A 21007-nucleotide genomic window follows, 5' to 3' on the forward strand; every position below is an offset into this window, starting at 1 on the left:
TCATTCTTGTAGTACTTCCTGAGCGCGCGGCCTAAGCCCCAGCACAGGCATCGTCCGCGCGCTCACCCTGGCAGTCCTTTCACCAAAGGACCCGGGGTTTTTTTGTTGTCACTAACGCTCGCTTTCGCCCCAGGACGGGGCGCGACGGCAGGAGAACCGCATGACCGGCACACCGACACCCGCACAGATCGCCGCGCGCGCCGAGGCGCGTGACCAGGTGCGCACCGAGCTTCGGTCCCGCGTAGGCGGCAAGGCCGAGCTCGAGAACGCCGCACCGCGCGTCGGGCCGGAGGAGGTGACGGGCGCGCAGTCGATCGTCCGCTCGCTCGAGGAGGTCGGGGCGGAGGTGGTCTTCGGCATTCCCGGCGGCGCGATCCTGCCCACCTACGACCCGCTCATGGACTCCGCCAAGCTCCGGCACATCCTCGTGCGGCACGAGCAGGGCGGTGGTCACGCGGCGTCCGGCTACGCCCACGCGACGGGCCGCGTCGGCGTCACCATGGCGACGTCGGGCCCCGGCGCCACCAACCTGGTGACGCCCATCGCGGACGCCAACATGGACTCGATCCCGCTCGTGGCGATCACCGGCCAGGTGGGCGCCTCCGCGATCGGGACCGACGCGTTCCAGGAGGCGGACATCGTCGGCATCACGATGCCGATCACCAAGCACTCCTACCTGGTCACGGACCCTGCCGAGATCCCGCGCACCATCGCGGAGGCGTTCCACATCGCCTCCACCGGGCGGCCGGGGCCGGTGCTCGTGGACATCGCGAAGTCGGCGATGCAGTCGCGCACCACGTTCTCGTGGCCGCAGGAGCTGAACCTGCCGGGCTACCACCCCGTGACCAAGCCGCACTCGAAGCAGATCCGCGAGGCCGCGAAGCTGCTGGCCACGGCCCGCCGGCCGGTCCTGTACGTCGGCGGCGGCGTGATCCGCGCCGGTGCCGCGGACCTGCTGCGCCAGCTCGTGGACCTGTCCGGCGCGCCCGTGGTGACGACGCTGATGGCCCGCGGCGCCGTGCCGGACAGTCACCCGCAGCACCTGGGCATGCCCGGCATGCACGGCACAGTGCCCGCCGTCGCGGCGCTGCAGAAGGCGGACCTCGTGTTCGCTCTCGGCGCCCGGTTCGACGACCGCGTGACCGGCAAGCTGTCGAGCTTCGCCCCGCTGGCCGCGATCATCCACGCGGACATCGACCCCGCCGAGATCGGCAAGAACCGCGAGGCGGACGTCCCGATCGTGGGCGACCTCCGCGAGGTCATCGGCGACCTGCTGCCCGAGCTGGCCAAGGAGCACGAGGCGCACGGCAAGCCCGACGTCGAGGGCTGGTGGCGTCAGCTCGACGAGTGGCGCCGCACCTACCCCCGCGGCTACTCCCAGCCGGAGGACGGCCACCTGTCGCCGCAGCACGTGATCCAGCGCCTGGGCGAGCTGACCGGGCCGGACGCGATCTACGTCGCGGGCGTGGGCCAGCACCAGATGTGGGCCGCGCAGTTCATCAGCTACGAGCGGCCCAACACCTGGATCAACTCCGGCGGCCTCGGGACGATGGGCTACTCCATCCCGGCCGCGATGGGCGCCAAGGTCGGCCAGCCGGACCGGACGGTCTGGGCCGTGGACGGCGACGGCTGCTTCCAGATGACCAACCAGGAGCTGGCCACCTGCACGATCAATGACATCCCCATCAAGGTGGCGCTGATCAACAACAGCTCGCTGGGCATGGTGCGGCAGTGGCAGACGCTCTTCTACGAGTCGCGCTACTCCAACACCGACCTGCACACCGGCCACGGCACCATGCGCGTGCCCGACTTCGTCAAGCTCGCCGACGCGTACGGCTGCGAGGGCATCCGCGTGGAGCACGCCTCCGACGTCGACGCCGCGATCAAGCGGGCCAACGAGATCGACGACCGGCCCGTGGTCGTGGACTTCACCGTCTCGCGGGACGCGATGGTGTGGCCCATGGTCGCCGCCGGTGTGAGCAACGACGACATCCAGTACGCACGCGGCATCTCGCCGGCGTGGGAGCGAGAGGACTGACCCCCATGTCGAGGCACACCCTGTCCGTGCTCGTGGAGAACAAGCCCGGCGTGCTCACGCGCGTCGCCGGCCTGTTCGCCCGTCGCGCGTTCAACATCCACTCCCTGGCCGTCGGCCCCACGGAGCACGAGGAGATCTCGCGCATCACCGTGGTGGTCGACGTCGAGGAACACCCCCTGGAACAGGTCACGAAGCAGCTCAACAAGCTCATCCACGTGATCAAGATCGTCGAGCTCGAACCCGAGTCGTCGGTGCACCGCGAGCTGCTGCTCGTCAAGGTGCGGGCCGACGCCGCCACCCGAACCGGGGTGCTGGAAGTCGTCGAGATGTTCCGGGCGCGCGTGGTCGACGTCGTGCCGGACTCCGTGGTCATCGAGGCCACGGGACCGGCGGCGAAGCTCGACTCGCTCCTCGCGGCGCTGGAACCGTACGGCGTCCGTGAGATCGTCAAGTCCGGCACACTGGCCATCGGCCGGGGCGCCCGGTCCATCACCGACCGCGCGTTCGAGCGCGCGGTCCGGTCCGCCTGAGCGCGGCCCACCCGATACTTTTCTTTCACCGAGCAATCAACTGAGGAGCAAGAACCGTGGCTGAGCTGTTCTACGACGACGACGCTGACCTGTCGATCATCCAGCAGAAGAAGGTTGCTGTGGTCGGTTACGGCAGCCAGGGCCACGCGCACGCCCTGAACCTGCGTGACTCCGGGGTGCAGGTGACCGTCGGCCTGCGTGAGGGTTCCGCCTCCCGGGCCAAGGCCGAGAACGAGGGCCTTGCTGTCGCGACCGTGCCGGACGCCGTGCGCGACGCCGACGTGGTCGTCATCCTCGCCCCCGACCAGGTGCAGCGGCACCTGTATGCCGAGGACATCGCGCCGAACCTCAAGGAGGGTGCCGCGCTCGTCTTCGGGCACGGCTTCAACATCCGTTACGGCTACATCAAGCCCGAGGCCGGTCACGACGTGCTCATGGTCGCTCCCAAGGGCCCGGGCCACATCGTGCGCCGCGAGTTCGCGGACGGTCGTGGCGTGCCCGTGATCGTCGCGGTGGAGCAGGACGCGTCCGGTTCCGCCTGGGGCCTGGCCCTGTCGTACGCCAAGGGCATCGGCGGCCTGCGCGCCGGCGGTATCAAGACGACGTTCACCGAGGAGACCGAGACCGACCTGTTCGGTGAGCAGGCCGTGCTGTGCGGCGGCGCCTCGCAGCTGGTCCAGTACGGGTTCGAGACGCTGACCGAGGCCGGATACCAGCCGGAGGTCGCGTACTTCGAGGTGCTGCACGAGCTGAAGCTGATCGTCGACCTCATGGTCGAGGGTGGCATCGCCAAGCAGCGCTGGTCCGTCTCGGACACCGCTGAGTACGGCGACTACGTCTCCGGTCCGCGTGTCATCGACCCGCGGGTCAAGGAGAACATGAAGGCCGTTCTCTCCGACATCCAGGACGGCACCTTCGCCGCGCGCTTCATCGCGGACCAGGACGCGGGCGCCCCCGAGTTCAAGGAGCTGCGCGCCAAGGGCGAGCAGCACCCGATCGAGGCCACGGGCCGCGAGCTGCGCAAGATGTTCTCGTGGATCAAGCCGGCCGACTCGGACTACGTCGAGGGTTCGGCCGCTCGCTGATCCGGTAGCCCCACGCCGGGCAGCTGCGCGCCGAGCGCACAGCCCGCGAGACAGAGCGGCGCCCCACCCTCCGCACGGAGGGTGGGGCGCCGCTCTTGTCACTCGTCGGACGGCGGTCGGGCGTCAGCCCTTGAGGGAGTCGACCCAGTCCGGGTTGTCCGCGAGCCAGGCCTCGACGCCGGCAGCCGGGTCGCCCTCGTGCTCGTTGACGACCTGGTCCTCCAGGCTGCCGTACTGCTCGTCGTCCAGCTTGGCCTTGCCCATCATCTCGGCGACCTCCGGGAACTCCTCGGCGAACCCGAGGGTCGCGATCTCGTGGAGGCCCTCCGCCTCGCCGAGCGCGCCCTTGGGGTCCTCGAGATCACGCACCGGGAAGGTGTTGTTGGCCCAGAAGGGGCGCCACAGCGTGACGACGATGTCCTCCTGCGCCTGGACAGCCTCGTCGAGGGCGTTCAGCATGGCCGGCGTCGACGACGTCTGCAGCTCCCAGCCGTCCTCGTCCAGGCCGTACTGCGGGATGACCTGCTCCTGCGTGGCCTTGGTCAGGCCCGCGCCCGCCTCGATGCCGACGATCTTGCCGTCGTAGTCGGCGCTCTTGCCCACGAGGTCCTCGATCGACTCCAGCTCGGAGTACTCGGGGACGGCCATCGTCAGCTTGGCGCCGTCGTAGTAGGTGCCGAGGTCCTCGAGGTCGTCGCCGTACTCGTCCATGTAGGCGGCGTGGGTGACCTCGGGCCACGCGGACGGGAAGACGTCGATGTCGCCTTCGGCGAGCCCGGTGTACAGCGGCGCGGCGTCGTTGATCTCCGTGATCTCGACCGTGTACCCGTCCTCCTCGAGGATGTTCTTCCACAGATAGGCGGTGCTCAGACCGTCCGTCCACGAGGGGATGATGCCGAGGGTGATGGTCTGGTCGCCGCTGCCGCCGTCCTCGCTCGAGCCGCATGCCGTGAGGCTGAGGCCCAGGCCGAGGGCCACTGCGGCCGCTCCGATCCGCTTGCCGGTCGTGCCGATCATCGGTGTCCTTCCGTTTCGTATCACTGGGGTTCGTTATGTATGGGTGAGGGGTACTACGTCTTTGAGGGGGGAGGCGTCAGGCCGCGCGTGCCGCGCCGGCGGCCGGGGCGCCGGCCGCCGGGGTCCGGGTGAACCGGTCGCGCAGCTCGCGCAGGCGGCCGTGGCCCGGACGGCGGGAGCCGATCGACGCCGTCAGGCGGTCCAGGAAGATCGCCAGGATCACCACGGAGATGCCGGCGTCGAAGCCGCGGGCGAGGTTGAGGGTCGAGATCGCGCCGACCACCTCGTTGCCCAGGCCGCCGCCGCCGACCAGGCCGGCGATCACGGCCATCGACAGCGCCAGCATGATCACCTGGTTGACGCCGGCCATGACGGTCGGCAGGGCCAGCGGGAGCTGGATGTCCTTGAGGATCTGCCGCGGACCCGCGCCGAAGGCCTGCCCGGCCTCGACGACCTCGCCGTCGACCTGGCGGATGCCGAGCTCGGTGAGCCGGACGGCAGGGGGCAGGGCGAAGATCACCGTGGCGACCAGGGCGCCGGCCACGCCGATGCTGAACAGCTTGAGCACGGGCAGCAGCCAGACCATGCCGGGCATGGTCTGCATGAAGTCCATGACGGGCTTCGCGATGCGGCTGACGACGGGCGAGCGGGCCGCGAGGATGCCCAGCGGGATGCCGAGGACCAGGGCGACGACGGTGGCCACCACCACGAGGGCGAGGGTCTCGACGGCGGGTTCCCACATGTCCATCCCGATGATCAGGACCAGGCCCACCAGGGTTCCGACGCCGAGCTTCCAGTTGCGCAGGAGCCAGCCGAGCAGCGCCAGGATGATCGCCAGGACCAGCGGGTCCAGGGCCAGGAGGGGGTCGGCGATCCCGTTGATGGCGCCGGTGATCAGGTCACCGATCACGTCGAAGAGCGCGTCGAAGGTCTGCTTGAACCAGGTGAACCCGGTCTCCAGCCAGGTGCCGACCGGGATGGACGGCACGATCGTCAGGGGGGCGGCGCTCTCAGGCACGGGCGGCCTCCTTGGTCTCGTCGTCGGCCGTCACGGGAGCGTCCGCGACGTCGGTCTCTGCGTGCGCGGCGAGCGCCGAGAGCAGCGTGATGCGCGGGACGACGCCGACGAGCCGTCCGGCGTCGTCGACCACGGCGATGGCCGGGGTCTCGGCCGCAGGGCCGAACAGGTCGGCGAGCGAGGTGTCGGGGGAGACGGCGGCGACGTCCGGCACGGGCCGCAGGAGGCCGGTGAGGTCCTTCTGCTCCAGGTGCCGGCCCACCTCGTCCTCGGTGACGTACCCCTTCAGGGTGCGGTCGCGTCCCGTGACGAACATCGCCGGGATCTGGTGCTCGCGCATCAGCTTGTGCGCGGCGCGCGGCCCCTGCTCCGCGCCGAGGACGGCGGCCGGCGGCTCCATGACGGACGACGCCGTCAGGACGCGGGTGCGGTCGACGTCGGCGACGAACTGCGCGACGTAGTCGTTGGCCGGGTCGGTGAGGATCTCCTCGGCGGTCCCGACCTGGACGATCCGCCCGTTGCGCATCATGGCGATCCGGTCGCCGATGCGCATGGCCTCGTTGAGGTCGTGGGTGATGAAGAGGATGGTCTTGCCGAGCTTCTGCTGCAGCTCGATGAGCTGGTCCTGCATGTCCCGCCGGATCAGGGGGTCGAGCGCGCTGAACGCCTCGTCCATGAGCAGGATGTCGGTGTCCGCGGCGAGCGCGCGGGCCAGGCCGACACGCTGCTGCATGCCGCCGGACAGCTCGCTGGGCAGGTGGTCGTCCCAGCCGGTCAGCCCGCACAGCTCCAGGGCCTCGTGGGCGCGGGCGCGGCGCTCCTCCTTGCCGACCCCCTGGGTCTCGAGGCCGTAGGCGGCGTTGTCGATGACCGTGCGGTGCGGGAACAGCGCGAAGTGCTGGAACACCATGCTGATCCGTTCGCGCCGCAGGCGGCGCAGGTCCTTGCCGGTCGCGGCGGTGATGTTCTCGCCGTAGAGCTCCACGTGACCGGACGTCGGTGGGTGGAGCCCGTTGATCATGCGGATCAGCGTCGACTTGCCGGACCCGGACAGGCCCATGACGACGAAGATCTCGCCCTCTTCCACGGTGAACGACGCGTCGATGACCGCCGGCGTCAGCCCCGCTCGTCTCAGCTCGTCGGTGTCCGCCCCGGCCTCGAGACGCCTGACGCCCTCGCGGCCTTTGCGACCGAACACCTTGTACAGATGGTTTGCCTCGATTGCTGGCACAAAGCCCCTTCTCTTGGCGCGAAAATTCTGGAAAAAGTACGTCAGAACGACGTGAACCGTCGTTTACCAGACCATGAGCGGTCGCAGGTATGCAAATTGGGTAAGGGTTCGTTATCGGATCGTTCAGTTTTTGTCATGTGTCGGAAGGGCCTCGTCGGGCACCTGCCGTTAGGGCAGGATGTCCCCGTGACCCACGACGTGAACCCGCAGGCCGCGGACGACGACGAGCCGACCTTCGACCCCTCGACCTTCGACCCCGAGTCGGTGCCCGTGGAGGACCAGGAGCTCGCCGCCGAGGTCCTCGACTTCTGGGCGGCCACCCGGCAGTACGCGGGCATGGCGAAGGCGAGCATCGTCGTCGGCCACACCGTGAGCGAGACCGTGCCGCCGCAGGCGTGGTCGTTCGGCGACGAGCCGGAGCTCGCGCAGACGCTTCTCGCGGCGGTCCTGGCGGGGGACAAGACGGCGACGTCGTCGGCCCTGTGGGACTACGACGACGAGGGCGTGCCGCTGCCCGTCGTCGGCGAACTCTCGATCCTGCTGGACGGCGAGCGTCACCCGCGCGCGCTGATCCGCACCACGGGCGTGGAGACCACCACGTTCGACGAGGTCGACGACGACTTCGCGGCCGCGGAGGGCGAGGACGACCGCACGCTGGAGTCGTGGCGGGCGGGTCACGAGGCGTACTTCCGCCGGACGCTGGGCGAGGGGCGGGAGTTCGCGGAGGACATGCCGATCGTGTGCGAGCGGTTCGAGCTGCTGTACCCGAAGCCCTGAGCGGCGGTCAGGCGTCCACGGTCAGCCGGCGGTCGATGCCGGTCCCGCGCTCCGGGTCGCTCCCGCGCACGTGGATCTCGGTGCTCGTGACCGTGGCGCGGTAGAGGCGCAGCCCGGCGTCGCCGCTGAGCTCGTCGACGCCGAAGGCCCGCACGCCGCTGCGCACCGACGAGAAGACGGCGGTCACGGCGGCGGGGAGCTCGGCGTCGGGCACCTGGGCTGCCGTGGCGCCGAGGTAGACGGCGGCGGTGTCGGGGCCCGGGTCTGCCTGGGAGTTGAAGATGACGATCTCGACGCGGGGCCGTGCGGCGACGTTGCGCGAGTGCTGCGCGTCGGGCGACGAGATCCAGTAGAGGTCGCGGTGGTCGGCGTGGTTGTAGAAGACGGGCGAGACGCGCGGTGTGCCGTCCGGCTGGGCCGTGCCGAGGACCATGAAGTGGTTGTCGTCGATGACGCGGTGCGCGATGTCGATGGGCTCCATGGCTGTTGGACGGGCCGCGGGCGGGAAAGTCATCGCGGGCGAACCCGTTCTCGACGGCGTCGGCGGAGTGTCAGTGGCTCGTCCTACGGTGTGGGCACAGGTCCTGACGAGAGGTGAGAGCGATGGCGCTGCGCTGGTACTCGACCGTGGTGGAGTCCACGGACCACAAGAAGCTGGCCCGCTGGTGGGCCGAGGCCCTGGGCTGGGAGGTCATCTTCGAGCTCGACTCCGAGTCGGTGCTCGTGCCGCCGTGGGCGCTCGAGCTGTCCGACAAGCTCGACTTCCACCAGGTGCCGCCGGGCATGGTGTTCGTCCCCGTCGAGCACCCGAAGACCGGGAAGAACCGCCTGCACTGGGACTTCGCGCCGCACACGAGCGACGACCGGGACGCCGAGATCGCGCGGCTGGTCGAGCTGGGCGCGACGGTGATCGACGTCGGGCAGCCGGCCGACGCGACCTGGACCGTCCTGGCGGACCCGGACGGCAACGAGTTCTGCGTGCTGTCGGCCAGGGACCAGTAGCTCGCGGGGCCGATGAGTTCGGGGTCCGGGCGCCGTCGGCCTTGTATGAGCACACACGTGAAGACCAAGAACCTCGCCGACCTCTACCAGCTCCAGTCGCTGGAGTGGGAGGCCGTCGCCGGGGCGCTCGCCGACGTCGGCGACCAGGCGCCGGGCGGGCAGGGGCCCGACCGCCACTCGCACTGGCTCACCACGGTCAATGCCGACGGCAGCCCGCACACCACCGGCGTCGGGGCGTTCTGGGACGACGGCAGGTTCTTCGTCGTGTCCGGGCGCGGCGTGCGCAAGGGCCGGAACATGGAGCGCGAGCCGCGGTGCACCATCGCCGTCGCGACGGACGACTACGACGTCGTGGTGGAGGGCGTGGCCGACCTCGTGACCGACCCCGCCGAGGTCGCGCGCATCGCGAAGATCGCGGCCGACGGTGGCTGGCCGGCGGAGCCGGACGAGTCCGGCACGGCGCTCACCGCCCCGTACAGCGCGCCGTCGGCCGGGCCCGCGCCGTGGCACGTGTACCGCGTGACGCCCACCAAGGCGAACGCCCTGTGGCTGCGTGGGCAGGGTGGGGCGACGGCCTTCGAGTTCGACTGAGCCGCGCCCGCCGCTCAGCCTCGTGTCTTCGTCCAAACCGTGAGACCCGCGTCTCAGCGGGGTGACGGCACGCGTAGGCTCCGGACATGGCACAGGTGGCTACTACAGACGGCATCAACCTCGCGGTGGTCGCGGGTGACGGCATCGGTACCGAGGTCGTGGAGCAAGGTCTCTCCGTCCTCGAGGCGGCACTGGCGCCGTCGGGTACCAAGCTTTCCACCACCGAGTTCGACCTCGGTGCGCGGCGCTGGCACGCGACGGGCGAGACCCTCACCGACGAGGACCTCGAGCGGATCAAGGGGCAGGACGCGATCCTGCTGGGCGCGATCGGCGACCCGTCGGTCCCGAGCGGCGTGCTGGAGCGCGGGCTGCTGCTCAAGCTCCGTTTCGCCCTGGACCACTACGTGAACCTGCGCCCGACCAAGCTCTACGAGGGCGTCTCCAGCCCGCTCGCCGACCCGGGCGAGATCGACTTCGTCGTGGTCCGCGAGGGCACCGAGGGCCCGTACGTCGGCAACGGCGGCGCGCTGCGTGTCGGCACGCCGCACGAGATCGCCACCGAGGTCAGCGTGAACACCGCGTTCGGGGTCGAGCGCGTGGTCCGGGACGCGTTCGCCCGCGCCGCCGCCCGCCCGCGCAAGCACCTCACGCTGGTGCACAAGCACAACGTGCTGGTGCACGCCGGCCACCTGTGGCGCCGTACGGTCGAGGCCGTGAACGCCGAGTTCCCCGACGTCACCACCGACTACGCGCACGTGGATGCCGCCACCATCTACCTCACGACGAACCCGAGCCGGTTCGACGTGATCGTCACGGACAACCTCTTCGGCGACATCCTCACCGACCAGGCCGCCGCGATCTCGGGCGGCATCGGGCTGGCCGCCTCGGCCAACATCAACCCGGACCGCACCGCGCCGTCGATGTTCGAGCCGGTGCACGGTTCCGCGCCCGACATCGCCGGCCAGGGCAAGGCCGACCCCACCGCGACGATCCTGTCCGTCGCCCTGCTGCTCGACCACCTGGGTTTCGCGGCCGAGTCCGCGCGCGTCCAGGACGCCGTAGCCGCCGACCTCGCGTCGCGCGGCGACGTAGTACGCACGACCGACCAGGTAGGCCGCGACATCGCGGCCCGCGTGATCGGGTAGCACGCTTCACGAAGGCGGCGCCCGGGTCTCGCAGACCGACCCCTGGGCGCCGCTCTCGTATGTCGGGAGCCGTCCGGGCAGACGTCCGGCTCGGATCGCTCCGCCGCCTTGCCGGGCGTGGAAGACTGACAGCAGCATTCCGGTGAAAGGCATCGACATGACAACTACGACGGACCCCATCCTCCCGACCAGGCTCGAAGACCTGGTGGCGCTCTTCGACGTGCGGCCCACCGACGCGCCGACGCCGGAGGAGGAGCGCGTCGAGGCGCTCCGCGCCCCGAAGTTCGGGACCAAGTTCTCCGACCACATGGCGCGCATCTCGTGGAGCAGCGCCGACGGCTGGAAGGACCGGCGGATCGAGCAGTACGGTCCGCTGCAGCTCGACCCCGCCACGGCGGTGCTGCACTACGCGCAGGAGATCTTCGAGGGGCTCAAGGCCTACAAGCACGCCGACGGCTCGGTCTGGACGTTCCGCCCCGACCAGAACGCCGCGCGCTTCGCCCGGTCGGCGCACCGCCTCGCCCTGCCTGCCCTGAGCGTGGACGACTTCATCGGGTCTCTGGCCGCGCTGGTCCGCACCGACATCGACTGGGTGCCCGGCGGCGAGGACTCGTCCCTCTACCTGCGGCCCTTCATGTACGCGTCGGAGGCGTTCCTCGGCGTGCGCCCGTCGCTCGAGGTCGAGTACCTGGTGATCGCCTCGCCCGTGGGTCCGTACTTCGCGGGCGGCGTGCGGCCCGTGTCGATCTACGTGTCCCAGGAGTACCACCGGGCCGGGCCGCCCGGAGGCACCGGCGACGCGAAGTTCGGCGGCAACTACGCCGCCAGCCTGCTGCCGCAGCTCGAGGCGCAGAAGGAGGGCTTCGACCAGGTGTGCTTCCTGGACGCCGCAACCAACACCTACCTCGAAGAGCTCGGCGGCATGAACGTCTTCCTCGTGATGGACGACGGCACACTGCACACCCCCGAGCTCGGCTCGATCCTGGAAGGGATCACGCGCAGCTCGGTGCTCCAGCTCGCGGCCGACCGCGGCTACGACGTGGTGGAGCGGCGTATCCCGCTCGCCGAGGTCGTGGCCGGGCTCGAGTCCGGTGCGGTCAAGGAGTTCTTCGCCTGCGGCACCGCGGCCGTGGTCACGCCCGTGGGGCGCCTCGCGGGCTCGACGTTCGACCACGAGGTCAACGGGGGCGAGCCGGGCGAGCTCACCATGTCGATCCGCCAGGAGCTCACCGACATCCAGTACGGCCGTGCCGAGGACCGGCACGGCTGGATGCGCCGGCTGGCCTGACCCGCTCTCTCGCCGAAGTAGAACCGCAGCAAAGTAGAACCGCAGCGCGAACTCCCTGGTCAGCAGGGCTCTCGTTGCGGTTCTACTTTGCTGCGGTTCTACTTCGGCCGGGTCAGCCCCAGAGGCGGCCGATCGCGTCGCGGGCCACGAGGAACCCGACGATGCCGACGACCCACGCCGTGGTGCTCGCCGCGTGCCGCGTCAGCCAGCCGTCCAGGCGGCCGAGCGGCCGCTCCACCAGCCGCGCGGCGAACACCCGCGCGGCGGTAAGCACGAGGGCCGGCAGGATCATGACCAGGCAGTACCCGAGGACCCAGAGACCCGACGCCGGCCACGCCGGACCCTGCGTCCCGATCAGGCCCAGCGCGGCCAGGTAGGGCAGCATCGTCGCGACCTCGACGAGCCCCGCCCCGACGGCCAGCCCGGCCAGGGCCGTCCTGCTGCCGGACTCGCTCCCGAGCACCCGTTCGCGCCACCGGCTCAGCCTGCCCGGGCGTGCCACCGGCTCGGCCGGTCCGTCCGTCGTCCCGGCCGCCGTGCCGGGCTGCGCTGCGGCGCCTGCCGGCGCGGCTGTGCCCGTCAAGGCGGGCGCGGGCTTGCGGCCCCCGACCGGCTCCAGCTTGAAGCTCCACGCGAACAGGCCGACGCCGACCAGGAGCTGCGCGATCAGGAACGGGCGCGCGCTCGACAGGGAGGCGAGCGTGTCGCTCAGCGCGCCGGCCCCGACCAAGATCGCCAGGCCCACCAGGGCGTAGAAGCCCGCGATCGAGCCGAGGTAGACGATCATCCGCCCCACGCGTACCCGGCCGGGCGACATGAGCAGCCACACGGGGATGAGCAGGGTGCCGAAGCTCGTCGAGTCGATGAGCGCGAGCACGGCCAGCGCGCCGATCAGCGCCGCACCCGTGAGCTCGCCCGAGATGAGGTCCATGCCGGCCAGCCTGGTGCCTGCCGCGCACGAGCACATCCGCCGAACCGCCGAGACCCGATACATCCTTCGGATGACCCCTCGCGTATTGCATCGTGCTGAGATGGACGCATGTCCCGCCTGTCCGAGCTGATCGCGCCCGTCGTCAAGGTCGTCACGGCCGAGGACCGGCGCGGTGACATGATCACGGCGGCCGGAATCCTCGTGACCGCGCTCGCGCTCGACGCGCTCGGCCTGATCCGGACGTCCTGGAGCGGCCTGCCGGACGTGCCGTCCTGGTGGTTCGCGATCCCGGCCGCGATCGGCTGCACCGCGCTGATCTGGCGGCGGGTCCACCCGCTGGCGGTGCTCGGCGTCGCCACCGTCGCGTTCGTCGTCGACGTGGTGCTCGGCGGCAGCGTCGGCCTCATCGTCGTCCTCTGGGAGGCGCTGTACGCCGTCCACCTGCACGGCAGCCGGGTCGCGCGGCGGGTCAGCATCGTCGGGGTCGCGGTGCTCACCGCGGCGCTGATGGTCGTCATCGCCGTCGTCACGGGCGGGCTCCGGCCGACGGTCCTCGTCGGGCTCCAGGCCCTCACCCTGCTGGTCATGCCGATGTGGTGGGGCACCAACGTGCGGCAGGGCCGCGAGCTCACCGCCGCCGCCCGCGAACGGGAACGGCTCGAACGCGAACGCGGCGCCGCGCTGCTCCGCCTCGCCGAGTCGGCACGTCACGACGCCGTCCGCGCCGAGCGCGCGACCGTCGCCCGCGACCTGCACGACGTCGTCGCCTCGCACCTCTCCGCCATCGCCATCACCTCCGGCGGGGCGCTCGCGGGCGCCGCCGAGCCGGAGCGGGACCGGGCCGCGCTGCGCAGCATCCGCGCGGAGAGCCTCGCCTCGCTGCAGGACATGCAGGCGATGATCCGCGTGCTGCGGACCGACACGGAGCCGCGCGGCGCGCGGCCGGACGGTGCCGGGCCGGACGGTGCAGGGCCGGACGGTGCAGGGCAGGGTGCCGCAGGGCAGGCCGGCGCCGGGCGCCGGGCCCCCGGTGAGAGCGGGGGCACGGACGACGCGGGCGGTGCGGGGCGCGGCACCGACCTCGTGGCGGCGTCGCGTGCCGCCCAGCTCGCCCCGGTGATCGAGCAGGCGCGGCTCGCCGGTCTGGACCTGGCCGTGTCCGACCCGGACGGCGTCCTGACGGGCGCGACGGCCGTGCCCGCCGCGGTGGACCATGCGGTGTACCGGGTGGTCCGGGAGGCGCTGACGAACGTCCACAAGCACGGCGGCGCCCGAGCCGACCTGAGCTTCGCCGCCGACGGTCCGCTCGAGATCGAGGTGCACGACGTGGGGGCGGTCCACGCCCGGGCGGCCCGCCCCCGGGCGGACGTCGGCGAGGGCACCGGGATCGGGCTGGTCTCGATGCGGGAGCGCGTCGAGTCCCTCGGCGGAGCGTTCTGGGCGGGGCCGGGGGACGCCGGGGCGCCGTCGGCCCGGCCCCGGTCCGAGCCGACGGGCTGGCTGGTCCGCGCCGTCCTGCCCCTGCCCGACCGGGCCGGCGCGGGCGTGGTCACCCCGCAGAGCCCGGCGCCGGGCGTCACCGCATGATCCGCGTCCTGCTCGCCGACGACCACGCGGCGATCCGCGCGGGTCTGCGCATGCTGCTCGCCACGGCCGGCGACATCGAGGTGGTCGGCGAGGCGGGCGACGGCGCGGTCGCGGTCACCAACGCCCGCGCCCTGCGCCCCGACGTGGTGCTGATGGACGTCCGCATGCCCGGCACCGACGGCGTGACGGCGACCCGGCAGATCGTCGACGAGGGGCTGTCCGAGGTGCTCGTGCTCACGACCTTCGACCTCGACGAGTACGTGTTCGGCGCGCTGCGCGCCGGGGCGGCCGGCTTCCTCCTGAAGACCGCGGAGGCGTCCGCCCTGGTGGACGCGGTTCGGCACGTCGCCGCCGGCGACGGCGTCGTGGCGCCGGAGGTGACCCGGCGGCTCATCGCGGAGCTGTCCGCGCCGGCCCGCAACGGCGTCGGCCACCGGGGTGGGACCGGGCTCGCGGCCCTGCCCGCCGACCTGACGCCGCGGGAGCGCGACGTGCTGGCGGGGCTGGGCTCCGGGCTGTCGAACGCCGAGCTCGCCGCCGAGCTGACCATCAGCGAGGCAACCGCCAAGACCCATGTGTCGCGCGTGCTCGCCAAGCTCGGCGTGACGTCCCGCGTCCAGGCGGCGATCGCGGCCCGCGACGCGGGCTTGGCGTGAGGTGGCGCCCCTGACCGGCGGGGACGCCACCCCGGCACCCGGGAGCAGGACGCTCGGCTAGCCGAGCCGTCGGGTCAGCAGGCGGCGTGGCCGCGCGGCCAGCCAGGCCGACGCGATCGCGAGGACCGGCAGCGTCACCGCCAGCCCGAGGAGCCACGGCCACGGGAACTCGACGGCCCAGGCCCCCGTGATCGGCGAGGCCACCCACGGCCGCTGGAGCTGGACGAGCGCCGCACCGAGCACTGCGCCCGCGCCGAGTCCGAGCATGGTGCCGACCGCGGAGATCGCCCCCGCGTGCGCCGCGACGATCACGCGGCGCGTCCGGGGCGCTGCCCCGACCGCGTCGAGCGTCGCCAGGTCCGGCCGGGACTCCACGGCGGCCAGCCCGGCCGCGAGCCAGGTGACGAGCAGCGCCACGAGCGCTGCCACCAGGGCGATGACCGGAGCACCGATCGCGTCGGGCGCGGGCTCGTAGCCGAGCTCGGTCCGGGCCGAGAGAAGTGTCCGGCTGTCCGCGGTCGATCCGGCACCGTCCGCGATCGGATCGACTCCCGGCGGTATCGCGATGTCGCCGAGCCGGTGCGACAGCGCCTGCGTCTGCGCCGCGGTGGGAACGGTGTCCGTCTCGACGACGAACCGTCCCACGCGTTGCTCGCCGGCCAGGGTGTCGAGCAGCTCCGGCGGCACGACGGGGAGATTCGGGACGGCCTCGGTCCCGTCGCCGACCTCCGTGGCGGGAACGCGGACGGTGCGCTCCCTGGGGGTCGCGGATGCTGCGTCCTCACCGGTCAGGTCGTACGTCTGGATCCTCAACCGGGCGGTTCCGTCAGCATCCGTGCTGCCATGAGACACGACTGCCCTGCCGTCGCGGAGGGCCGCCACTGCCGTGTCCGCCGCAGCTCCGGTCAGGCCGAGCAGCGGCACGAGGCCGCCGTCGTCCACCACGGGCGCCGCGAGCCCACCGGCGATGCCGGGCCACCATCCCTCGGCTCCGGTGGTGACCACGACCGCCGTCGGCCTCCCCTCGGACGTCTCCGTGAGAACGGGGACCGGAGTGACCGTGGTGACGTCCGGGAGCACGTCCCGGACCGCCGCCTCGATCTCCGGACGGAGCTCGTCGAGGTCCAGCGCGGTGTTCGCGTGGACGATGGTGGTGCCCGGCGTCGAGGCCGGTAGGTACGTGCGTTCCTGGTACCGCGCCTCGGACGTCACGAAGACGAGCCCCGCGGTCGCGCCGGCGACGGCGACGAGCACGGCGGCGACGGCGGGCGACGTCCGCTGCCGGTGCCTGGCGGCGTCCCGGAGGGCGAAGCGGGCGGGCAGGGGGAGCCTGCCCGACAGCCGGGCGAGACCGGCGACGATGCCCCCGGTGGTCAGGACGAGCCCGATCTCGGCGACGACGACGCACCAGGCAAGGAGCACGCCGCCGTCGCCGGCGGTCGCGGCGGCGACGGCGCCGGTCAGCCCGCCTCCGGCGAGGACCACCCCGAGCGCGACGGCCCAGCCCTTGACCCGGTGCTGGCCGCGGCGCCCGGTCAGGGTGGCGACGACGTCGAGCCGGGCCGCGGCCCGTGCCGGCAGCCACGCCGCCGCGACGGCCACGACCGCGCCGAGGAGCACCATGGCGCCGACCCGGGGCCAGGGCACGACCAGGGCCGTGAACTCGAAGTACCGGAGCGGAACGGCGGCGAGGGCGACCCCGGCGAGGGACGCGACCACCGATGCGCCGAGCCCGATGACGATCGCGGGGATCATGGCGAGCGCACGGAGCGTTCGGGGCGAGGCGCCCTGCGCGGCGGCGACCGCGAGCGAGCGTTCCTGCCGCCTCGCGCTGACGGCGAAGGCCGGGCCGACGATCAGGATCCCCTCGAGCAGGGCGATGATCGTGACGGCCCCGCCGAGGGCGACCTCGTTCGCGTCCAGGGTGTCGTAGGGGTGGCCGAACGTCTCGGCCTCCGGCGGTGGAAGGTCGGTCAGCACCTCCTGGCTGATCACTGCGACGCCGTGCTCGTTGAGCCGTAGCACGTCGTCCCAGGTCACCGGGGTAGGACCGGAGACGAACCAGTCGACCTCCCCCGAGCCGGCGACGTTCACCAGCGAGGGCGACACGTCGTCGGGCGCCGTGTGCACCACCGCGCCGGAGTTCTTGGGCAGGTGCCTGCCGAGCAGCCCGGAGACCGTCAACGTCTCGGTGCTGCCGCCGACCCGGGTCTCGACCACGACGGTGTCACCGACGTCGACGCCGATCTGCTCGGCGACCTCACGCGAGACCGCGATCTCACCGGGTCCGGGGGCCACGCCCGCGCGGAGCTTGAAGGCCGCCGTGACGTCGGCATCGCGCAGATCGGTCTGCGCCAACCTGCTGGTGAGCTGCGGCCCGAGCCCGTGCAGCACCACGGGGGTGGTCTCGACGGGGACGAGGCGGTCGCCCGGGGGGAGTGCCGCGGTCAGCACCTTCTCGTGCTCGGCACGGGTCGGCGGCTCGCCGGGTTCCGTGTCGAGGCCCCCGGTGGCATTCGTCGCGTCGAAGGTCTGCAGCACGCGCCCGCCGCCCAGGTAGTCGAGGGAGGCCTGCAGGTCGGGTCCTAGTGACTCGTCGCGGACGGTCTCCGGGCTGTCCTTGCTCGACTCCAGGGCGGTGAACGCCGTGGTCCCCGCCAGGACCGGCACCGCGACCATCACGGCCACCAGCGCGGTTCGCCCGAGATGCCGGCGAGCGTCGCGCCGGGCAAGGCGCAGCCCGATCCGCCAGCGGGCGACCGAGCGCCTCAGCGTCCCGCTCATGCCTCCCACTCCATCAGGTCGGCGGGCTCGCCCAGCGGATCGACGACGCGGCCCCCGGCGTCCGTGCCGGTGACCACACCGTCACGGAGGTGGATCGTGCGGTCCGCCCACGCCGCGTAGCGCGCGTCGTGGGTGACCAGCAGGCCTGCCGCGCCGGAGTCGACCCGGTCGCGCAGCAGGCGGAGCACGGCCTCACCGGTGACGGAGTCGAGCGCGCCGGTCGGCTCGTCCGCGAGGACCAGCCGACGGGGGCCCACCAGGGCCCGCGCGATCGCGACCCGCTGCTGCTGGCCGCCGGAGAGGTCCTCCGGGAACCGCCCTTGCGCGCCGTCGAGCCCGACGGCCTCGAGCGCAGCCAGGGCGCTCGTCCGTGCCGTGCGTACGGCGACGCCGTCCAGCTCCAGCGGCAGCGCCACGTTCTCCAGGGCGGTCAGCGCGGGGATCAGGTTCAGGTCCTGGAACACGTAGCCGACGTCGCGCCGCCGCACCTCGGCGCGACGTCGCGCGTTCATCGTGGTGACGTCGCGTCCGGCGACGAGCACCCGGCCCGACGTCGCAGAGTCGAGACCTCCCGCCACGTTGAGCAGGGTTGACTTGCCTGATCCTGACGGGCCCATCACGGCGACGAGCTCGCCCTGGCGGACCGCGAGGTCGACGCCGCCGAGCGCGTGGACCTGCGTCGGTCCGCGTCCGTGGACGCGCGTCACGTCCGTCAGCTCCAGCACCACGGTCATCGTGAGTTCCTCTTCGGTCGTTCGGTCTGGGGTGTGGTGGCGACCGTCGCCTCGACGTGGTCCAGCCAGCGCGTCTCCGCCTCGATGGCGAAGACCTGGGCATCCAGGACCAGGGCACGTGCCCGGTCGGCCAGGGGATCCACGGTGCGTTTCGCCTGGGTCAGCGCGCGGAGTGCGCGCATGGTCTCGGACCGCTGCTCGCGGACGACGGCGGCGACGTCGATCCCGGGAACGGTCACGGCCAGCGCGATCTTGATCGCCAGCTCGTCACGCTCCGCCTTGCCGCGGTGCACGGGCGTCGTCCACCAGCTCACGGCGGTCTCGCGGCCCGACTCCGTGAGGTGGAAGCGCTCGGCCGGGCGGTGGGAGGCGGGGACCGCCGGTGGATCGGCGTCCGACGTCTGATCGTCGACCGTCTCGACAAGACCGTCACGATGCAGCCGGTTGAGCGTGGTGTACGACTGGCCGATGTTGAGCGGCCAGGAGCCGCCGGTGCGGCGCTCGAACTCCTGGCGGAGCTGGTAGCCGTTCATCGGCTGTTCGCTGAGCAGGGCGAGGAAGCCCTGACGGACGGACACGACGGCCTCCAATAGTTACCGGGTAAGTATCTGTGCGAGCCAATACTTACCCAGTAAGCATTGCCGCGTCAACGGAGGGGCGGCAATCAGCCCGGGCATGCGTCGGGCCCCCGGATCCGTCGAGCGATCCGGGGGCCTGAAGAGGTGCGTCAGCCGGCCGTGCGCTGCACCACCGTGCGGCTCAGGGTCCCCGTGAGCAGGGAGTAGACCGCGGAGCCGATGATGATCCAGACGACCGCGGAGAGCACGGCCGGAACGATGTCGCCCAGGTCGGCGAACGGCACGGCGGCGAGGATCACGGTCGCGAGTGCGATCACCCAGCCGAAGAACGACCTGGGTCGTGGCGTGCTGAGCACGAACAGGTAGAGCACGATGGCCGCCAACAGGGCGAAGACCGCGCCCGCCAGGGCCCATGCCGCCATGTCCGAGCCGGTGCCGAACAGGTCGGCCGTCGGCTGGATCTCGAGGTTCAGCACCTCTTCGAGGATGAAGTCGGCGGCGAGCCCGATGAGGGCGGCGACGAGGACCGTCGCCAGCGCTCCGGCCCAGTACCGGCCCACTTCCAGACCCAGGCGCGGGCTCCCGGAGCCCGACGTGACCGGCTGGACGAGCGGCTCGTCGGGGGCGTGCCCGACCGGCTGGGTGGGCGTTCCCGGGGTCTGCGCCGGCGGCGGATAGGCAGGCGGCGGCTGCTCCCCGTAGGCGGGGTCGTAGGGGCGGTTCGGGTCGCTCATCGCGTACCTCCCGGTTGTGGGCCCTATGTCCACTCCACCACGGATCGGGCGGGATCGCACGGCGCGCGGCCAAGGGATCGGGGTCACGATCGCGGACCTTCCCGTCCGTGTCGGGTGACCCGTCCTGCGGTGGGCCTGGTCGCGGCGTCGGCTCGGCTCGAGAAGCCGCTGCTCTGGTGAGCTGGAGGTTTATTGTCCGGGGGGCGGGAGGGTTACGGTGACCCGGAGGCCGCCTCCGGGGTGGGGCGAGGCTGTTGCCTCGCCGCCGTGGGCTCTCGCCACAGCCCTGACGATGGAGAGGCCCAGCCCTGCGCCTCTCGAGGCTGTGGCGAGGCGTTCGGTGCCGAGCCGGCGGAACGGCTCGAACAGTCCCGGCACTTCGAAGGGCGGGACCACCGGGCCGGAGTTCACGACCTCCAGGACCGCCCGGCCGTCCTCGTCCGTGCTGGTCGTGACCCGCACCCAGCCGTCCTCGGCGACGTTGTAAGAGACCGCGTTCTCCACCAGGTTCTGTACCAGGCGCTCCAGCAGTACTGGCTCGCCTTGCGTCGCTGCCTCCTCGCACGTGGCTGTCACGGAGGTTCCGGCGGCCGGGGTCTGCGTGACCACGTGTTCCGCGATGTCTGCCATGTCGACGTACGAGCGTTCGGCCAGCTCACGATCCGAGCGCATGAGCAGGAGCAGGCCGTTGATGAGGCGTTCGTGGCGCGCGTTGACCTCCAGGAGGGTCTCACCGAGTTGGCGTACCTCAGGGGATGCGCCATGACGGTGCACGGCTACTTCGAGGAGCGCCCGCGTCACCGTCAACGGGGTGCGCAGCTCGTGGGAGGCGTTCGAGATGAACGAGCGCTGGCCGTCGAAGGAATGGTCCAGGCGCTTCAGCATCCGGTTGAACGTCTCGGCGAGCTCCCGCAGCTCGTCCCGGGGTCCTGCGACGCTGATGCGCTCGTGCAGACCCCGATCGGCGGCTGGGGACTCGGCGATGCGCGCGGCCGTGTCGGTGATCCGCTGGAGCGGACGCAGCATCCGCCCGGCGATGAGCCATCCCAGGGCGATCGTGCCGAGGCTGACCAGCATCAGCGCCAGCGAGCCCTGGGTGCCGATCGCTCCGAGCGCGTCCTCCCAGACCTCACCCGTGACGAGGGCCTGGAAGTTCTCCGAGGTCGCGGTGTCCCCCGGATCCGGCAGCTGGACGGCGTCGTTCGCCTGCTCGCCCATGACCGTCGTCCCTCCCTCATCTGGCATGCTCCGGGCGACAAGGCTGTAGGTGAGAGCCAGCAG

Annotated in this window: 20 protein-coding genes; 10 read left to right on the top strand and 10 right to left on the bottom strand. The window is 71.8% G+C overall.

Annotated features, from left to right (window positions below):
• The first annotated feature begins 160 nt into the window (after positions 1-160).
• From ACIPN7_RS18970 to ilvC, 3 genes are read left to right on the top strand one after another with little or no spacing between them, the layout of a single operon-like run.
• Positions 161-2038: an acetolactate synthase large subunit gene (locus ACIPN7_RS18970; protein WP_400545621.1), complete on the top strand. Its 1878-nt coding sequence runs from the start codon at positions 161-163 to the stop codon at positions 2036-2038.
• Between the two features lie 5 nt (positions 2039-2043).
• Positions 2044-2568 carry an acetolactate synthase small subunit gene (gene ilvN, locus ACIPN7_RS18975; protein ID WP_020013644.1) on the top strand — a complete coding sequence of 175 codons (525 nt, stop codon included), beginning with the start codon at positions 2044-2046 and terminating at the stop codon, positions 2566-2568.
• Positions 2569-2624: 56 nt separating this feature from the next.
• Positions 2625-3653 (top strand): ketol-acid reductoisomerase, encoded by a 1029-nt coding sequence (gene ilvC, locus ACIPN7_RS18980; RefSeq protein ID WP_285107123.1) that lies wholly within the window; start codon positions 2625-2627, stop codon positions 3651-3653.
• A 123-nt stretch (positions 3654-3776) separates the two neighbouring features.
• Here the strand turns inward: ilvC and ACIPN7_RS18985 are convergent, their stop codons facing one another.
• The 3 genes from ACIPN7_RS18985 to ACIPN7_RS18995 all read right to left on the bottom strand — a co-directional run bounded on the left by ACIPN7_RS18985 (position 3777) and on the right by ACIPN7_RS18995 (position 6919).
• The gene (locus ACIPN7_RS18985) at positions 3777-4670 is read right to left on the bottom strand and encodes a glycine betaine ABC transporter substrate-binding protein (protein ID WP_400545626.1); all 894 of its coding nucleotides are present in this window, start codon (positions 4668-4670) and stop codon (positions 3777-3779) included.
• Positions 4671-4746: 76 nt separating this feature from the next.
• Positions 4747-5688 carry an ABC transporter permease gene (locus ACIPN7_RS18990; protein ID WP_400545629.1) on the bottom strand — a complete coding sequence of 314 codons (942 nt, stop codon included), beginning with the start codon at positions 5686-5688 and terminating at the stop codon, positions 4747-4749.
• A complete protein-coding gene (locus tag ACIPN7_RS18995) occupies positions 5681-6919 on the bottom strand; it encodes a glycine betaine/L-proline ABC transporter ATP-binding protein (RefSeq protein ID WP_400545632.1) in 1239 nt (412 codons plus the stop codon). Before ACIPN7_RS18995 ends, ACIPN7_RS18990 begins: the two co-directional genes overlap by 8 nt.
• Positions 6920-7105: 186 nt before the next feature.
• Here ACIPN7_RS18995 and ACIPN7_RS19000 point away from each other — a divergent pair, with 186 nt between their 5' ends.
• Positions 7106-7696, top strand: coding sequence for an ASCH domain-containing protein (locus ACIPN7_RS19000; protein WP_400545635.1), 591 nt, complete (start codon positions 7106-7108; stop codon positions 7694-7696).
• A 7-nt stretch (positions 7697-7703) separates the two neighbouring features.
• On the opposite strand, the gene ACIPN7_RS19005 is transcribed toward ACIPN7_RS19000, so the two are convergent.
• On the bottom strand, positions 7704-8210 hold the full coding sequence (locus tag ACIPN7_RS19005) for a pyridoxamine 5'-phosphate oxidase family protein (protein WP_400545637.1): 507 nt from the start codon (positions 8208-8210) through the stop codon (positions 7704-7706).
• Positions 8211-8299: 89 nt separating this feature from the next.
• Between ACIPN7_RS19005 and ACIPN7_RS19010 the strand changes: the two genes are divergently transcribed.
• The 4 genes from ACIPN7_RS19010 (at position 8300) to ACIPN7_RS19025 (ending at position 11722) form a co-directional block, all read left to right on the top strand.
• Positions 8300-8698, top strand: a complete 399-nt coding sequence (locus ACIPN7_RS19010; protein WP_400545639.1) for a VOC family protein — start codon at positions 8300-8302, stop codon at positions 8696-8698.
• 57 nt (positions 8699-8755) lie between these two features.
• Positions 8756-9289 (top strand): pyridoxamine 5'-phosphate oxidase family protein, encoded by a 534-nt coding sequence (locus ACIPN7_RS19015; protein ID WP_400545642.1) that lies wholly within the window; start codon positions 8756-8758, stop codon positions 9287-9289.
• An 86-nt stretch (positions 9290-9375) separates the two neighbouring features.
• Positions 9376-10434 carry a 3-isopropylmalate dehydrogenase gene (locus ACIPN7_RS19020; protein ID WP_400545645.1) on the top strand — a complete coding sequence of 353 codons (1059 nt, stop codon included), beginning with the start codon at positions 9376-9378 and terminating at the stop codon, positions 10432-10434.
• Between the two features lie 157 nt (positions 10435-10591).
• Positions 10592-11722, top strand: a complete 1131-nt coding sequence (locus ACIPN7_RS19025; RefSeq protein WP_400545648.1) for a branched-chain amino acid aminotransferase — start codon at positions 10592-10594, stop codon at positions 11720-11722.
• A gap of 112 nt (positions 11723-11834) precedes the next feature.
• Here ACIPN7_RS19025 and ACIPN7_RS19030 read toward each other — a convergent pair whose 3' ends face one another.
• A complete protein-coding gene (locus tag ACIPN7_RS19030) occupies positions 11835-12653 on the bottom strand; it encodes a GAP family protein (protein WP_400545651.1) in 819 nt (272 codons plus the stop codon).
• Between the two features lie 108 nt (positions 12654-12761).
• Between ACIPN7_RS19030 and ACIPN7_RS19035 the strand changes: the two genes are divergently transcribed.
• A complete protein-coding gene (locus ACIPN7_RS19035; protein ID WP_400545654.1) occupies positions 12762-14240 on the top strand; it encodes a sensor histidine kinase in 1479 nt (492 codons plus the stop codon).
• Positions 14237-14896, top strand: coding sequence for a response regulator (locus tag ACIPN7_RS19040; RefSeq protein WP_400545657.1), 660 nt, complete (start codon positions 14237-14239; stop codon positions 14894-14896). Before ACIPN7_RS19035 ends, ACIPN7_RS19040 begins: the two co-directional genes overlap by 4 nt.
• 57 nt (positions 14897-14953) lie before the next feature.
• Here ACIPN7_RS19040 and ACIPN7_RS19045 read toward each other — a convergent pair whose 3' ends face one another.
• From ACIPN7_RS19045 to ACIPN7_RS19065, 5 genes are all read right to left on the bottom strand, one after another.
• The gene (locus ACIPN7_RS19045) at positions 14954-17680 is read right to left on the bottom strand and encodes an FtsX-like permease family protein (RefSeq protein WP_400545660.1); all 2727 of its coding nucleotides are present in this window, start codon (positions 17678-17680) and stop codon (positions 14954-14956) included.
• Entirely contained in the window at positions 17677-18414 is a 738-nt protein-coding gene (locus ACIPN7_RS19050) for an ABC transporter ATP-binding protein (protein ID WP_400545663.1), read from the bottom strand. The genes ACIPN7_RS19045 and ACIPN7_RS19050 overlap by 4 nt, the downstream gene beginning before the upstream one ends.
• On the bottom strand, positions 18411-18992 hold the full coding sequence (locus tag ACIPN7_RS19055; protein ID WP_400545666.1) for a PadR family transcriptional regulator: 582 nt from the start codon (positions 18990-18992) through the stop codon (positions 18411-18413). Before ACIPN7_RS19055 ends, ACIPN7_RS19050 begins: the two co-directional genes overlap by 4 nt.
• A 149-nt stretch (positions 18993-19141) precedes the next feature.
• Positions 19142-19726 carry a hypothetical protein gene (locus ACIPN7_RS19060; RefSeq protein WP_400545669.1) on the bottom strand — a complete coding sequence of 195 codons (585 nt, stop codon included), beginning with the start codon at positions 19724-19726 and terminating at the stop codon, positions 19142-19144.
• 189 nt (positions 19727-19915) lie between these two features.
• Positions 19916-20944: a sensor histidine kinase gene (locus tag ACIPN7_RS19065; protein ID WP_400545672.1), complete on the bottom strand. Its 1029-nt coding sequence runs from the start codon at positions 20942-20944 to the stop codon at positions 19916-19918.
• Between the last annotated feature and the right edge of the window lie 63 nt (positions 20945-21007).

The organism is Promicromonospora sp. NPDC090134 (genome assembly GCF_044746965.1).
In the GTDB taxonomy this organism is placed as follows: Bacteria; Actinomycetota; Actinomycetes; order Actinomycetales; family Cellulomonadaceae; genus Promicromonospora.

Excerpts from the sequence above, each read along its gene's own strand:
- ACIPN7_RS18985 (WP_400545626.1), bottom strand. The coding sequence starts at position 4,670 with ATGATCGGCACGACCGGCAAGCGGATCGGAGCGGCCGCAGTGGCCCTC.
- ilvN (WP_020013644.1), top strand. The coding sequence starts at position 2,044 with ATGTCGAGGCACACCCTGTCCGTGCTCGTGGAGAACAAGCCCGGCGTG.
- ACIPN7_RS19040 (WP_400545657.1), top strand. The coding sequence starts at position 14,237 with ATGATCCGCGTCCTGCTCGCCGACGACCACGCGGCGATCCGCGCGGGT.
- ACIPN7_RS19025 (WP_400545648.1), top strand. The coding sequence starts at position 10,592 with ATGACAACTACGACGGACCCCATCCTCCCGACCAGGCTCGAAGACCTG.
- ACIPN7_RS19035 (WP_400545654.1), top strand. The coding sequence starts at position 12,762 with ATGTCCCGCCTGTCCGAGCTGATCGCGCCCGTCGTCAAGGTCGTCACG.
- ACIPN7_RS19020 (WP_400545645.1), top strand. The coding sequence starts at position 9,376 with ATGGCACAGGTGGCTACTACAGACGGCATCAACCTCGCGGTGGTCGCG.
- ACIPN7_RS19060 (WP_400545669.1), bottom strand. The coding sequence starts at position 19,726 with ATGAGCGACCCGAACCGCCCCTACGACCCCGCCTACGGGGAGCAGCCG.
- ACIPN7_RS19065 (WP_400545672.1), bottom strand. The coding sequence starts at position 20,944 with ATGGGCGAGCAGGCGAACGACGCCGTCCAGCTGCCGGATCCGGGGGAC.
- ACIPN7_RS19030 (WP_400545651.1), bottom strand. The coding sequence starts at position 12,653 with ATGGACCTCATCTCGGGCGAGCTCACGGGTGCGGCGCTGATCGGCGCG.
- ACIPN7_RS19010 (WP_400545639.1), top strand. The coding sequence starts at position 8,300 with ATGGCGCTGCGCTGGTACTCGACCGTGGTGGAGTCCACGGACCACAAG.
- ACIPN7_RS19050 (WP_400545663.1), bottom strand. The coding sequence starts at position 18,414 with ATGACCGTGGTGCTGGAGCTGACGGACGTGACGCGCGTCCACGGACGC.
- ACIPN7_RS18970 (WP_400545621.1), top strand. The coding sequence starts at position 161 with ATGACCGGCACACCGACACCCGCACAGATCGCCGCGCGCGCCGAGGCG.
- ACIPN7_RS19005 (WP_400545637.1), bottom strand. The coding sequence starts at position 8,210 with ATGACTTTCCCGCCCGCGGCCCGTCCAACAGCCATGGAGCCCATCGAC.
- ACIPN7_RS19045 (WP_400545660.1), bottom strand. The coding sequence starts at position 17,680 with ATGAGCGGGACGCTGAGGCGCTCGGTCGCCCGCTGGCGGATCGGGCTG.